The organism is Microbacterium sp. Gd 4-13 (genome assembly GCF_003095395.1).
Taxonomy (GTDB): domain Bacteria; phylum Actinomycetota; class Actinomycetes; order Actinomycetales; family Microbacteriaceae; genus Microbacterium.
This window is the reverse complement of record NZ_QEIJ01000001.1, coordinates 382,201-395,389: the sequence shown is the minus strand read 5'-3', so window position 1 is coordinate 395,389 and position 13,189 is coordinate 382,201. Positions and strand designations below refer to the sequence as shown.

Genomic DNA, 13,189 nt, shown 5'->3' with positions numbered 1-13,189 from the left:
CCGAGGGTAGCCGCATCCGCCGATCTCCCAGACTGCTGTCCTAGAGTCACGGGGTGCGTCGCGTCTGGGGGGTCCTCATCGCGCTGCTCTGCACAAGCGGGGCGGCGGTGCTCACCTGGCCCCAGCTGTTCAAGCTCGAACGCACCTTTCCGATCGCGCAGATCGTGTCGTTCCGTGGCCCGCTGGCCGCCGCCTTCGCGGCCCTCGCGATCCTCGCCCTGATCTTCGCCCTGGCGCGCCCGATCCGCGCCCTCGCACTCACCCTGGCGGTCGCCTCGCTCGTCGCGGCGGGAGCCAACGCCGGCATCCTGGCCTCCCGGGGGATCGGCACCGACGCACTGCCCGACAAGACCGACACGAGCCTGCGCGTGATGACCTGGAACACCGCGGGTTCCGCGACAGCCCCGGACACCATCGCCCAGATCGCCGTCGCGATGAACGCCGACATCATCACGCTCCCCGAGACGACGATCGACACCGGCGAGAAGGTGGCGATCGTCATGGGCGAGCTCGGCCGGCCCATGTGGGCTCACCACGCCGAGTACGGCGAGTACGGCATCGACGGATGGGACGCCACCTCCACCACCGTGCTCATCAGTCCCGAGCTGGGCGACTACTCCGTCATCGAGTCGTCGCAGGACGGCACCAGCAACACCTCCACCGTGCCGAGCGCCGTCGCCATGCCGACCTCCGGCGACGGTCCGATCGTGGTGGCCGCGCACGCGGTGGCACCCCGGCAGTCGTACATGCAGCACTGGCGAGACGACCTCCAATGGCTCGCCGACCAGTGCGCCGCCGACAACGTCATCCTGGCGGGCGACTTCAACGCCACGCTCGACCACATGGCGGGGCTCGGCGTCGACGGTGGGGCTCTCGGTCGATGCCACGATGCCGCCGCAGACACCGGCAACGGCGGAGTCGGAACCTGGACGACGCAGTTCCCCGCGCTCTTCGGCGCCCCGATCGACCACATCCTCGTCTCACCGAGATGGCGGGCCACGGGATCCGCGGTGCTGAAATCCCTCGACGCCTCGGGTAGTGACCACCGTCCGCTCGTCGTCCAGCTCGAGCCCGTCCAGGGATGACCCACCCTCCCGGTGAGACACTGGGAGTATGAGCGACGCAGGCCAGAACGAGACGACGACCGCGACCGACGGCACGCCGGCCGAGACCACGACGAATCGACGGCAGCCCTTCCCGCAGGGATTTCTCGACGCGATCGCCGAAGGCTGGGCGACGCGTCCGGACGGCGTCCCCGAGCCGCGCGAGCAGGCCGCCTGGGCGGCTCGCCGCAGGGATGCCGTCTCACGCGCGTTCCCGGGCAAGCGGCTCGTCATCCCGGCCGGCGGTCTGAAGCAGCGCAGCAACGACACCGACTATCCGTTCCGTCCGCACTCCGCCTTCGCGCATCTCACGGGGTGGGAGACCGAGTCCGAGCCCGACTCCGTGCTCGTCTTCGAGCCGCGCAACGGCGGGCACGACGCCGTGCTCTACTTCCGCGAACGCGCCGACCGCACGACCCCGGAGTTCTACGCCGACGCCTCGATCGGCGAGTTCTGGATCGGCCCGCGCCCCTCGCTCGCCGGGGTGTCCGCCGACCTCGGCCTCACGACCGCGCACCTCGACTCGCTCGAGCACGGCGACGACGACGTCATCCTCGGCGACGACGACGATCTCACGCGCGCCGTCTCCGAGCTGCGGCTCGTCAAGGACGACTGGGAGATCTCGCAGATGCGCCTCGCCGTCGACGTCACCGCGAAGGGGTTCGACGACATCGTCGCCGATCTCCCCCGGATCATCGCGCACCCCCGCGGCGAGCGGATCATCGAGGGCGTGTTCCACCAGCGGGCGCGCAGCGACGGCAACACCGAGGGCTACGACACCATCGCCGCATCCGGCCCGCACGCGTGCTACCTGCACTGGACGCGCAACGACGGCGCCGTGGTTCCCGGCGACCTGCTGCTCGTCGACGCCGGGGTCGAGGTGGACAGCCTGTACACCGCCGACATCACGCGCACCATCCCCGTTGACGGGACGTTCTCGCCCGTTCAGCGGAGGATCTACGAGACGGTGCGCGAGGCCGCCGACGCGGCATTCGCCGCGGCGAAACCCGGCGCGAAGTTCCGTTCCGTCCACGAAGCCGCCATGAAGGTCATCGCCGCACGCGTGGCCGAATGGGGTCTGCTGCCGGTGTCGGCCGATGAGGCGCTCGATCCGCGGCGCGGCGGCCAGCACCGCCGCTACATGGTGCACGGCACGAGCCATCACCTCGGTATCGACGTGCACGACTGCGCTCAGGCCCGCCGCGACATGTACTACGACGGCGAGCTCGAGCCCGGCATGGTGTTCACGATCGAGCCCGGTCTCTACTTCCAGGTCGACGACCTCACCGTGCCCGAGGAGTACCGCGGCATCGGTGTGCGGATCGAAGACGACATCCTCATGACCGTCGACGGACCCGAGAACCTCTCGGCGGGCATCCCCCGCACGGCCGACGAAGTCGAGGAGTGGGTGGCGCGCCTGTCGCAGCGCTGAGCGTCAGCCCGCTCGCATCGCCTCGACGACGATCGAGGCGATGCCGGCGCCGACCTCGTCGGCGGGGCGCTTGCGGCCCTTCACCTCAAACGAATGACCGCCGCCGTCGACCCACCGCAGCGTCGCATCACGGCAGGCGGCGACCGCCGCCTCGAGCTGATCGTGCGGGTCGATGAACGGGTCGTTCGTGCCTTCGATGAAGACCTGCCGCTGCGCGATGTCGGGGAGGTGGGCGGTGCGTGCCTTCGACGGGTCGCCGGGCGGATGCAGCGGATAACCGAGGTAGACGAGCCCCGCCGGGGCGATCGTTCCGGCGGCCGCCGCCATCGAGGCCATCCGCCCGCCGTACGACTTGCCGGCAGCCCACACGGGCCCGGGGGCAGCGGCGTCGTCCAGCCATGCGAAGACCGCACCCCAGGTCTCGATCGCATGAGCGGCGGGTCCCGGCATCCGCCGTCCCGCCTCGACGTAGGGGAAGTTGAAGCGCAGGGTGGCGATGCCGGCGTCGACGAGCGAACGCGCGAGTCCTTCGAGGAACGGATGCCGGTAGCCCGCCCCCGCACCGTGCGCGACGGCGATCGTCGCCCAGGCGCCGTCGGGTCGCTCCCAGACCGTCGAGACGGTCACCGAGCCGGCGGGGAGCCCGACGGTCAACGGCCGGTCGCTCACGCGGGAGGTTCGATCCGTTCCGGCGAGGGCGCGGTCGGCGGCAGACGCTCGCCGTAGCGGGGCGGCTCCTCGGGCTGGGGCGCCACGGGTGCGGGCGCCGGGTCTGCCGTCGTCGACGTGTCGGGCGCGGGTGCGGAGCCCGGACCGACGATCTGCCGCGCGCGGTGAAGGCTCGACGCGGTGACGCACACCTCGTAGTGGTCGGCGACGACCTGCATGACCGAAGCGAAATCGCGTCGACGACGCACGATCGAGTAGGTGATGAGGCTCAGCAGCATGCCGATCGCGATGCCCACGAACATGACTCCCAGGAACGCACCGATCTGCACCGTCGGTTCGCCGAGCACGAAGATGAACGAGAAGAGCAGACCGAGCAGAACGCCGTTCACCGCTCCCGAGCGGGCCGCCGTCGCGTAGCCGAGCCGGCCGGTCACGCGTTCGATGGAGCGCAGGCCCTTGCCGACGATCGCGATGTCGCGCGCGGGGACGTCGGCGGCGATGAGAGCCGAGACCGCCTTCTGCGCGCCCTCGTACGTGGGGAAGGACGCCACCTGCTCCCCGACTTCTTCGCGACCGGAGGGGACGCGTCCGCCGAGCATGCTCATGCGTTCATTGTCTCACGCAGCGGCGCGCACCCGATCGGCGGAGGTCGCGGGCTACTCTGGAGGAGTGAGCACGCAACGAGTCTTCGTCGCTCGCCTCGCGGGCTGTACGGTATTCGATCCTGCCGGTGACCGGCTCGGCAAGGTGCGCGACGTGGTGGTGATCTACCGGTCCTCCGATCCGCCCCGGGTCGTGGGGCTGGTCGTCGAGATCCCCGGGCGACGGCACGTGTTCGTCTCGATCGGTCGTGTGACCTCCATCGCCACGGGTCAGGTCATCACGACGGGGCTCATCAACGTCCGCCGCTTCCAGCAGCGCGGCGGAGAGGTGCGGGTGATGGCCGAGCTCCTCGGTCGGCGCGTCTTCCTCGTCGACGGCTCGGGCGACGCGGTCATCGAAGACGTCGCGATCGAGCGCAATCGGCTGGGCGACTGGGACGTCGGACAGCTGTTCCTTCGCCGACCGAAGACGAGCGCCTCGCCGTTCGCGCGCGGTGCGACGACGTTCGCGTCGTGGTCCGAGGTGCGCGAGCAGCAGGTGCCGGGCGAGTCCCAGTCGGCGGAGCAGCTCGTCGCGACCTATGCCGACCTCAAGCCCGCCGATCTCGCCAACACCCTGCTCGACCTCCCCGGCGACCGCCTCATCGAGGTCGCGGAGGAGCTCCCCGACAATCGTCTCGCCGACGCCCTCGAAGAGATGCCCGAAGAGGAGCAGGTGCACATCCTCGAGCAGCTCGGAGACGAGCGCGCCGCCGACATCCTCGACGCGATGGAGCCGGACGACGCCGCCGACCTCCTCGGCCAGCTCCCCGAAGGCCGTCTCGAGCAACTCCTCGACCTCATGGAGCCCGAGGAGGCCGACGACGTCCGCGCGCTGCTGAAGTACAGCCCCGACACGGCCGGGGGCCTCATGACCCCCGAGCCGATCGTGCTGTCAGCCGACGCCACGATCGCCGAGGCTCTCGCGCTCATCCGCAGGCACGAGCTGCATCCCGCCCTCGCCGCCTCCGTGTTCGTCACGCTTCCCCCGTACGAGACCCCGACCGGCCGGCTTCTGGGCACCGTGCACTTCCAGCGGATGCTGCGGTACCCCCCGCATGAGCGCCTCGGGGCGATCATCGACGACACCGTCTCGGCCGTGCCGGCCACCGCGTCGGCGGCCGAGGTCGCGCGCCTCCTCGCGAGCTACAACCTCGTGTCGCTGCCCGTGGTCGATCAGGCCCATCGCCTCGTCGGCGCGGTGAGCGTCGACGACGTGCTCGACTACCTGCTGCCCGATGACTGGCGCTCGCACGACAGCGATGATCCGAAGTCATCGGCCCCCGTGCGGCCGCTCGCGACCACCAGTATTCCGACCGTGCCCCCGAGGAGGCGATGATGGCCCGCCAGAAACGCCGCACCGCCCTCGACGCTCCTCGCGACCGCGGCGGGAAGCTCGGCCGCACCGCGCATCCGTCGCGCGACCGTTTCGGCAAGTTCTCCGAGGCGTTCGCCCGGGCGATGGGCACCTCGGGCTTCCTGATCGGAATGACGGTCTTCGTGGTCGTCTGGCTGACGTGGAACTCCACCGCACCCGTGGAGTGGCAGTTCGACCCGGTCGCGACGAACTTCACGCTGCTCACGCTGATCCTCTCGCTTCAGGCCTCCTATGCCGCGCCCCTCATCCTGCTCGCGCAGAACCGGCAGGACGACCGCGACCGGGTGCAGATCGAGCAGGATCGACAGCGTGCCGAGCGCAATCTCGAGAACACCGAGTACCTGGCGCGCGAGGTCGTCGCGCTGCGCATGGCGGTGCGCGAATCGACCGACGAGGTCGTCACCCGAGAGGTGCTTCGCGCCGAACTCAAGAGTCTGCTGAAGAAGCTCGACCGACGCGACGACCGCGAGTCGACCGCCACGTGAGCGACGCCGCGCTGACCGACGCGGTGCGCTCTGCGGTCGCCGGCGTCGTCGATCCAGAACTGCGCCGCCCCCTCGGCGAACTCGACATGCTGCGTGAGATCGAGGTGCAGGGCGACCTTGCCCGCGTCGGCATCGCTCTCACGATCGTGGGCTGCCCGGCCGCCGACAGGATCGAGCGCGAGGTGCGCGCCGCTGCTGCGGGTGTCGCCGGCATCGGGGCGGTCGATGTCGAGCTCGGCGTCATGAGTCCCGACGAGCGCAGGGCGCTGACCGAGAAGCTGCGCGACGGACGGCCTGCGCGCCAGATGCCGTTCGGCCCCGATTCCCTCACCCGGGTCATCGCCGTCACGAGCGGCAAGGGCGGTGTCGGCAAGTCGACGATGACCGCGAACCTCGCGGTGGCGTTGGCCCGCCGCGGGCTGCGCGTGGGGCTCATCGATGCCGACGTTCACGGGTTCTCGATCCCCGCCCTGCTCGGACTCGTCGACGACGACGGCCTGCCGCCGGCACCGACCCGCATCGACGACCTGATGCTGCCGCCGGTGGCCTACGACGTGAAGGTCATCTCGATCGGCATGTTCCTCCGCCGTCCCGGCGAGGACGCCGCGGGTGCCGTGGCCTGGCGAGGGCCGATGCTTCACCGCACGGTGCAGCAGTTCCTCACCGACGTCTTCTTCGGCGATCTCGACGTCCTCCTCATCGACATGCCTCCCGGCACCGGCGATGTCGCGATCTCCGTCGGACAACTGCTCCCCCACGCGGAGGTGCTTGTGGTCACGACGCCCCAGTCGGCAGCATCCGACGTCGCCGTCCGCAGCGGGCTCGTCGCACGCCAGACGGGGCAGCGGATCATCGGTGTCGTCGAGACGATGTCGGCGATGACCCTCCCCGACGGCAGCACGCTCGACCTCTTCGGCGCCGGGGGCGGTTCCGAGGTCGCGACAGCGCTCTCCGCGGCGGGCGACACGGTTCTCCTGCTCGGCACGGTGCCACTGAGCCCGGCACTGCGCACGGGCGGCGACGTCGGAGTCCCCGTCGTCGTCGCCGACCCAGCCGACCCCGCAGCTCGCGCCATCGACGCCGTGGCGGCGACGCTCGCCCGCCAGGGTCGCGGCCTCTCGGGGCGCAGCCTGCCTTTCGCTCCCCGCTGAGCAGTGCACGCGGCGGCGCCCGATAGCCTGACGCCATCCGAGGAAAGGATGCCGCGTGGCAGATAACGACGTCGTCGACACCGTTCACGGACCGGTCCGGGGCACCTCGGACGGGTCTGTCCGCAGCTTCCGGGGCATCCGGTTCGCCGCTCCTCCCGTCGGAGAGCTGCGGTGGCGTGCGCCCCTGCCCCCCGATCCGTGGACGGAACCCGCGGATGCGACCGCGTTCGGACCCATGCCCGTGCAGCCCCCGAACCAGATCATCGTGTTCCCAGACGGCGTCTCGCAGAGCGAGGACTGCCTCTTCCTCAACGTCTGGACCCCCGATTCGGCCCGCCCGGGCGACGACCTGCCGGTGATGGCGTGGGTGCACGGCGGCGCGTACATGTTCGGCGGGACGGCCCAGCCGTTGTTCGACGGGCGGTCGTTCGCGCACACCGGCGAAGTCATCGTCGTGACCCTCGCGTACCGGGTCGGCGCACTGGGATTCCTCGACCTGTCCCGCCTTCTGGATGACGCCGATCCGAATCCGGCGCTCCGTGATGTGATGGCAGCCCTCCGGTGGGTGCAGCAGAACATCGGCGCCTTCGGCGGCGATCCCGACCGGGTCACGCTCTTCGGCGAATCGGCCGGCGGCGGGATCGTCACCACGCTGCTCACGGTGCCGGAGGCGAGCGGACTCTTCGCCCGCGCCATCGCCGAGAGCTCCCCCGCGACGTCCGTCTACGGCCAGGACCGTTCCGAGCACGTCGCCCGCACTCTGCTGAACGACCTGGGGGTCGACGCGTCCGACGCCGCCTCACTTCGAGGTCTCGACGCGGATCGGATCACCTCGGCGGGCATGGACATCTTCTCGCGTATCCCGCACGACGACCCGGGCACGCTCGCCTTCGCCCCCGTCGTCGACGGCGACCTGGTCCCGCAGCATCCGCCCGCTGTCTTTGCTCGCGGCGGCTCGCTTCCGGTTCCCCTCATCATCGGCACCAACCGCGACGAGGCGACGCTGTTCACGCGCATGAAGTCGCCGTTGATGCCGGTCAGCACCGAAGCCCTCGCCGCCATGACGGCCGATCTGCGCGCCGAACGCCCGGATCTCGACGTGCCCGCCGACGCCGAGATCGCCGGCGCCTACAGCGGCCTCAGGGCTCCCGCCCGCGGACCGGCGATCTCGCGCGATCTGGGGTTCCGGATGCCTACCGTCTGGGTCGCCGAGGGTCACAGCCGCGTCGCACCCACGTACCTCTACCGGTTCGACTGGACGACACCGCTCCTGCGCCTCCTCGGAATCGGTGCCTCCCACGGCACGGAGCTCCCCTACGTCTGGGGCAACCTCGCCACGTCGCGCAAAGACATCACCTTCCGGCTCGGCGGGCTGCGCACCGGCCGGGCCGTATCGACCCGCATGCAGTCGAGATGGATCGGGTTCGCCGTCGACGGGGTGCCCGCGGCCGACGACGACAGCGCACCGTGGCAGCCGTATACCGTGCCCGAACGCCGTTCTCTCGTCATCGACAGGACGGATGCCGCGGTCACCGACCTCGACGCCGAGGGCCTGAGCGTGTGGGGCACGACCCCCTTGGCGTTCCCGTGAGAGAGGGCCGGGGGCCCGTCAGGTGGCCTCGGAGTCGAACGGCGGTCGGACGTCGGGCGAGAAGGCCCCGCGGGTCGGTTCCGCCCCTGCCGCAGCCATCGTGGCCGCGACGCTCGCGGCCTGCACGCTCGCGACCGGCGCGTCGTCGAGAAGAGCCTCGCGGATGATGCGTCGAGGGTCGTACTGACGGGGGTCGAGCTTGCGCCAGTCGACGTCGTCGAACTCGGAGCCCATCTCGTCACGGACCCGCGATCGGGCGCCCTGCAGCATCTCCTTCGCGCGGGTCGTCAGACGCGCGAGCCCCTCGGCGTAGCGAGGGAGCCTTTCGGGTCCGATCAGGAGCGCGGCGATCACCCCGATCAGCAGCAGCTTCTCGATCGTGAGCCCGAAGAACATGGGTCTCAGCGTAGTCGTCGCGCCTACCCGCGTGCTGTGCCTCGCCCACGTAATCTGTGCGAGGAGGTCGAGATGAGCGGTAGCGAAGCGAACCAGCGATTCGTGTCGGAGGCGACGGTGGAGCCCGAGCACATCGCGCGGGCGCGCGCGCACGCCCTCGAACTCGGAGCCCAGCCCGTGAGCGCGCCGGTGGGTGCTCAGATGGCGGTCATCGCCGCAGCATCCCGCGCCCGGAGCATCATCGAGGTGGGCACGGGGGGCGGCGTCTCGGGCCTCTGGCTCCTGCGCGGCGCACCCGGCGCGACTCTCACCACGATCGACAGCGAGCCCGAGCACCTCGGCGCCGCCCGCCAGGCCTTCGCCGACGCGAAGATCCCCGCCGCACGCGCCCGTTTCATCACCGGTCGCGCCTCCGACGTGCTCCCCCGCATGAACGAGGCGTCGTACGACATCGTGCTGATCGACGCCGATCCCGAGGGCGTCATCGAGTACGTCGAGCACGGTCTGCGACTCGTCCGCGCCGGCGGCACCGTGCTGGTCCCCCGGGTGCTCGCCGGCGGTGCCGTCTCCGATCCGGTGCGCCGCGATCCTCAGACCGCCGCCTACCGTTCCCTGATCCAGGAGACGCAGGCGTCGCCCGCGGTCATCGGTGCCCTGTCGATCACCGGCGAAGGCCTTTTGCAGCTCACGACGCTCCCCGAAACCCCGTGAGAACGGCGATGGCGACCGCTCCGGAGAGCGATCGCCATCGTGAAGGAAGAGACGTCAGGCGCTGACGACCCCGCTGAGCACGTCGTAGAGCTCCTTGGCTTCTGCATCGTTGACGGACACGACCAGGCGCCCGCCGCCCTCGAGCGGAACACGCACGATGATGAGGCGCCCCTCCTTCACGGCCTCCATCGGCCCGTCCCCGGTTCTCGGCTTCATGGCTGCCATAGTGGCTCCTTTTCGTCGTTAGGTCTGCTTAAGTAGTTTATCGTGAGCGAACGCAACATAACGGCGGGCTCAAGGGATCTGCCAATAGGTGTTGCCCAGGGCGTACATGTTGTAGATCCACCACCACTGCCCCAGGAGCGCGAGCGCGAGCACGCTCAGGCGCCAGACGAGCGACGTCGGGACAGCGAGAGCGCCCCACAAAGGCGACAGCGGAACGAGCAACCGGAAGATGCTCGATTGCGGGAAGAACACCGCCAGAAGGTAAAGCAGATAGCTTGCCGACCACAGGCGCACTTCGATTCCGAGCCTGCGCACCTGGGGTAGCAGGAGGAGCGCCGCGGCGAGCCCGACGACCAGCAGGACGAGGGCGACGTACCCCGCGATCTCGCCGAGCCCCCAGGTGCGGAACCAGAAGGCCGACGCCTGGACGAATCCGTCGAACGGCACGAAATGCGGCGACGTCTCGCCGAGCCAGTTGCGGCGCCACGCGAGCTCCGTCGCCAGGTAGGCGCCGGAGTCGCCCGTGACCGCCGCCGCGATCAGCTGCCAGGAGAAGCCCACGACCGTCGCCAGCGCTCCGAGCGCGACGATGTGGATGATCTCGCGGGCCGGCAACGTCTCGCTCCGACGCCGGAACCAGCGCCACACGCCGTACAGACCGAGCAGCAGGGCGAACGCGAGGATCCCCGGCCGGGTGTACCCCATGAGCGGGATCAACAGGTACAGCCATCCGTACCGTCGCTCCCGCAGGCACCAGAGCGCGACGAGGAGGAAGAAGAGGAACAACGACTCCGCGTACCCCACCTGGAACAGCGCCGCCAGCGGGCCCGAGGCGAAGAACACCACGGCCCACATCGCCGCAGAGCGATCGAGTCGCGGGCGCATCAGGGCGTACAGAGCGACGGATGCACCGTACCCGGCCGTCACGGAGATCACCAGTGCTCCGGCACCCCACGACCCCAGGAGCGCGCCGAGGCCGGCCGACGCGTACGCGTACAGCGGCATGAACGCCCACGAGTTCTCGGCGACCGCTCCGGCGTCGGTCAGCGGCAGATCGGACGGGTAGCCGTTGACCGCGGTGAACCAGTACCACGTCGCATCCCACCCGACCGCGAAGTCGCCCAAGCCGGCGCCTTCGCCGAAACGCGAGCCCTGCACCGAGCGGTGGGCGGCGAGCAGCAGGAACAGGGTCGTCACGACGCGCGCGAGCACGTAGACGATACCGATCCGAGCGGCGACCGGCAGGTGCCTCCAGCCGCGCCCCGCGCGTGTCAGGACTGCGTCAGCCACGCCCGGAGTCCGCGCTCGACGTCGTCGATCTGGCGCAGCGGGACGCGCTCTTCGTCGTGGTGGGCCAGGCTCGGGTCGCCGGGCCCGAAGTTCACCGCGGGCACCCCCATCGCCGAGAACCGGGCGACGTCGGTCCAGCCGTACTTCGGGCGGGGTTCCGCCCCGACCGCGCGGACGAACTCCTGCGCGAGTGCCGCGTCGAGGCCCGGGCGGGCTCCCTCGGCGAGGTCGATGACCTCCACGTCGAAACCGTCGAACACGTCGCGGACGTGGCGCGAGGCCTCCTCACCGTCGCGACTGGGAGCGAAGCGGTAGTTGACCTCGACCTCGCACGTGTCGGGGATGACGTTCCCGGCGACGCCGCCGGCGATGCGGACCGCGTTCAGCCCCTCACGGTAGACGAGCCCCTCGACCTCGACATCGCGGGGGCGGTACTCGGCGAGGCGTCCGAGGATCGGTGCCGCGCGGTGGATGGCGTTGTCACCGATCCACGCCCGCGCGCTGTGCGCCCGCGTGCCGCTGGTGCGAACGATCGCGCGCAGGTTGCCGTTGCAGCCGCCCTCGACCTGACCGTTCGACGGCTCACCGAGGATGGCGAAGTCACCCGCGAACAGGTCGGGCCGCGTGCGGGCGAGACGCGTGAGCCCGTTGAGGTCGGCGGCGACCTCCTCGTGGTCGTACCACATCCAGGTGATGTCGACGCGAGGCTCGGTCAGCTCGGCCGCGAGCTTCAGCTGCACGGCAACGCCGGCTTTCATGTCGACGGTGCCGCGCCCCCAGAGGTGCGGCTCGCCATCGATGTCGATCACCCGGGTGGGGAGATTCGCGTTGATCGGAACCGTGTCGATGTGCCCCGCGATCACCACGCGCTGGGCGCGACCGAGGTTCGTCCGAGCCACGATCGTGTCTCCGTCGCGGTAGACCTCGAGGTGCGGGAGGTCGGCGACGGCGGACGCGATGGCGTCCGCCAGTGCTCCCTCGTCGTCGGAGACGCTGGGGATGTCGCAGATGGTGCGGGTGAGATCGACCGCGGACGATGACAGGTCGAGTACCGGCATGGCCCGATTCTACCGACCGCGCGCACCGCCTCCCGCCCGGAGGACGGCCCGCCTCGGCGGGACCAGTACCGTGGAAGCATGAGCGACAACCGTTGGGTATGGGGATTCGGCCTTTCGACTGTGACCGAGAGCGGCACGGTCCTCGACGCGTGGTTCCCCGAACCCGCGCTCGGGCGACTGCCACTCGGACTCGACCCGGCGATCCCGCCCGCGACCCTCGACCAGCTGGCTGTGGCCGACCCTCGGCGCGCGGTGTCTACCGAGGTCATCGCGATCGAGGTCGACCTGGATGCTGCGCCCACCTCGACGGCGGACGCCTACCTGCGTCTGCACGCGCTCTCCCACCGGCTCGCGGCGCCCAACGAGGTCGATCTGACGGGGATCTTCGCCCACCTGCCCAACGTCGCGTGGACCAACGCGGGCCCGATGCATCCGGACGACGCGACGCGTCTGCGCCCGTTCCTCCTGCGCGAGGGCATCCAGGTGCAGAGCCTCGACAAGTTCCCCCGCCTGCTCGACTACGTCACGCCGGCGGGCGTCCGCATCGCCGATGCCTCGCGCGTGCGCCTGGGCGCCTACCTCTCCCCCGGCACGACCGTCATGCACGAGGGCTTCGTCAACTTCAACGCCGGCACCCTGGGCGCCTCGATGGTCGAGGGCCGCATCTCGCAGGGCGTCGTCGTCGGCGACGGCAGCGACATCGGGGGCGGGGCGTCGATCATGGGCACCCTCTCGGGCGGCGGGTCGCACCGCGTGTCGATCGGCGCCCGCACGCTTCTCGGCGCCAACGCGGGCATCGGCATCTCGCTCGGCGACGACTGCATCGTCGAGGCGGGCCTCTACGTCACCGCCGGATCGAAGATCGTGCTCGCCGACCAGCCCGCGAACGCCGACGGCGCCCGCCCGACCGCGAAGGGCTCCGACCTGTCGGGTCGCGATGGGCTGCTGTTCCGACGCAACTCGCTCACCGGCGCGGTCGAGGCATCCGTCCGCTCGGGTGTCGGCGTCACCCTCAACGAGGCGCTGCACGCATAGCGCCGCCCGGCGAGAACGACGAAA

Annotated in this window: 14 protein-coding genes; 8 read left to right on the top strand and 6 right to left on the bottom strand. The window is 70.5% G+C overall.

Translation table 11 applies throughout. The features are described from left to right. Nucleotides 1-53: 53 nt before the first annotated feature. A complete protein-coding gene (locus tag DEA06_RS01785) occupies nt 54-1,085 on the top strand; it encodes an endonuclease/exonuclease/phosphatase family protein (RefSeq protein WP_116646240.1) in 1,032 nt (343 codons plus the stop codon). Between the two features lie 28 nt (nt 1,086-1,113). Continuing rightward, nucleotides 1,114-2,535 carry an aminopeptidase P family protein gene (locus DEA06_RS01780; RefSeq protein ID WP_116646239.1) on the top strand — a complete coding sequence of 474 codons (1,422 nt, stop codon included), beginning with the start codon at nt 1,114-1,116 and terminating at the stop codon, nt 2,533-2,535. 3 nt (nt 2,536-2,538) lie between these two features. Here DEA06_RS01780 and DEA06_RS01775 read toward each other — a convergent pair whose 3' ends face one another. Beyond that, nucleotides 2,539-3,204, bottom strand: a complete 666-nt coding sequence (locus DEA06_RS01775; protein ID WP_240606757.1) for an alpha/beta family hydrolase — start codon at nt 3,202-3,204, stop codon at nt 2,539-2,541. Then, nucleotides 3,201-3,809 carry a general stress protein gene (locus tag DEA06_RS01770; RefSeq protein ID WP_116646238.1) on the bottom strand — a complete coding sequence of 203 codons (609 nt, stop codon included), beginning with the start codon at nt 3,807-3,809 and terminating at the stop codon, nt 3,201-3,203. Before DEA06_RS01770 ends, DEA06_RS01775 begins: the two co-directional genes overlap by 4 nt. A 64-nt stretch (nt 3,810-3,873) precedes the next feature. Between DEA06_RS01770 and DEA06_RS01765 the strand changes: the two genes are divergently transcribed. The 4 genes from DEA06_RS01765 to DEA06_RS01750 are packed head-to-tail and all read left to right on the top strand — an operon-like array spanning nt 3,874 to nt 8,450. Further along, the gene (locus tag DEA06_RS01765; RefSeq protein WP_116646237.1) at nt 3,874-5,184 is read left to right on the top strand and encodes a CBS domain-containing protein; all 1,311 of its coding nucleotides are present in this window, start codon (nt 3,874-3,876) and stop codon (nt 5,182-5,184) included. Next, complete coding sequence (locus DEA06_RS01760; RefSeq protein WP_116646236.1) at nt 5,184-5,708, top strand: DUF1003 domain-containing protein; 525 nt, start codon at nt 5,184-5,186, stop codon at nt 5,706-5,708. Before DEA06_RS01765 ends, DEA06_RS01760 begins: the two co-directional genes overlap by 1 nt. Continuing rightward, complete coding sequence (locus DEA06_RS01755; protein ID WP_116646235.1) at nt 5,705-6,859, top strand: Mrp/NBP35 family ATP-binding protein; 1,155 nt, start codon at nt 5,705-5,707, stop codon at nt 6,857-6,859. Before DEA06_RS01760 ends, DEA06_RS01755 begins: the two co-directional genes overlap by 4 nt. 55 nt (nt 6,860-6,914) lie before the next feature. Next, nucleotides 6,915-8,450, top strand: coding sequence for a carboxylesterase/lipase family protein (locus DEA06_RS01750; protein WP_116646234.1), 1,536 nt, complete (start codon nt 6,915-6,917; stop codon nt 8,448-8,450). A gap of 18 nt (nt 8,451-8,468) precedes the next feature. On the opposite strand, the gene DEA06_RS01745 is transcribed toward DEA06_RS01750, so the two are convergent. Continuing rightward, complete coding sequence (locus DEA06_RS01745) at nt 8,469-8,846, bottom strand: Sec-independent protein translocase TatB (RefSeq protein WP_116646233.1); 378 nt, start codon at nt 8,844-8,846, stop codon at nt 8,469-8,471. A gap of 72 nt (nt 8,847-8,918) precedes the next feature. Between DEA06_RS01745 and DEA06_RS01740 the strand changes: the two genes are divergently transcribed. Beyond that, on the top strand, nt 8,919-9,557 hold the full coding sequence (locus tag DEA06_RS01740) for a class I SAM-dependent methyltransferase (RefSeq protein WP_116646232.1): 639 nt from the start codon (nt 8,919-8,921) through the stop codon (nt 9,555-9,557). Nucleotides 9,558-9,611: 54 nt separating this feature from the next. Here the strand turns inward: DEA06_RS01740 and DEA06_RS01735 are convergent, their stop codons facing one another. The 3 genes from DEA06_RS01735 to dapE form a co-directional block, all read right to left on the bottom strand. Further along, entirely contained in the window at nt 9,612-9,782 is a 171-nt protein-coding gene (locus tag DEA06_RS01735; protein ID WP_116646231.1) for a DUF3117 domain-containing protein, read from the bottom strand. A gap of 69 nt (nt 9,783-9,851) precedes the next feature. Then, nucleotides 9,852-11,072: a hypothetical protein gene (locus tag DEA06_RS01730; protein ID WP_116646230.1), complete on the bottom strand. Its 1,221-nt coding sequence runs from the start codon at nt 11,070-11,072 to the stop codon at nt 9,852-9,854. Beyond that, complete coding sequence (dapE, locus tag DEA06_RS01725; protein WP_116646229.1) at nt 11,054-12,130, bottom strand: succinyl-diaminopimelate desuccinylase; 1,077 nt, start codon at nt 12,128-12,130, stop codon at nt 11,054-11,056. The genes DEA06_RS01730 and dapE overlap by 19 nt, the downstream gene beginning before the upstream one ends. Nucleotides 12,131-12,208: 78 nt before the next feature. Here dapE and dapD point away from each other — a divergent pair, with 78 nt between their 5' ends. Further along, nucleotides 12,209-13,165 (top strand): 2,3,4,5-tetrahydropyridine-2,6-dicarboxylate N-succinyltransferase, encoded by a 957-nt coding sequence (dapD, locus tag DEA06_RS01720; RefSeq protein WP_116646228.1) that lies wholly within the window; start codon nt 12,209-12,211, stop codon nt 13,163-13,165. Nucleotides 13,166-13,189: the final 24 nt, after the last annotated feature.

Bases quoted from the DNA above. Each gene is read 5' to 3' on its own strand.
- DEA06_RS01780 (WP_116646239.1), top strand. From the start codon at position 1,114: ATGAGCGACGCAGGCCAGAACGAGACGACGACCGCGACCGACGGCACG.
- DEA06_RS01770 (WP_116646238.1), bottom strand. From the start codon at position 3,809: ATGAGCATGCTCGGCGGACGCGTCCCCTCCGGTCGCGAAGAAGTCGGG.
- DEA06_RS01745 (WP_116646233.1), bottom strand. From the start codon at position 8,846: ATGTTCTTCGGGCTCACGATCGAGAAGCTGCTGCTGATCGGGGTGATC.
- DEA06_RS01760 (WP_116646236.1), top strand. From the start codon at position 5,184: ATGGCCCGCCAGAAACGCCGCACCGCCCTCGACGCTCCTCGCGACCGC.
- dapE (WP_116646229.1), bottom strand. From the start codon at position 12,130: ATGCCGGTACTCGACCTGTCATCGTCCGCGGTCGATCTCACCCGCACC.
- DEA06_RS01740 (WP_116646232.1), top strand. From the start codon at position 8,919: ATGAGCGGTAGCGAAGCGAACCAGCGATTCGTGTCGGAGGCGACGGTG.
- DEA06_RS01735 (WP_116646231.1), bottom strand. From the start codon at position 9,782: ATGGCAGCCATGAAGCCGAGAACCGGGGACGGGCCGATGGAGGCCGTG.
- dapD (WP_116646228.1), top strand. From the start codon at position 12,209: ATGAGCGACAACCGTTGGGTATGGGGATTCGGCCTTTCGACTGTGACC.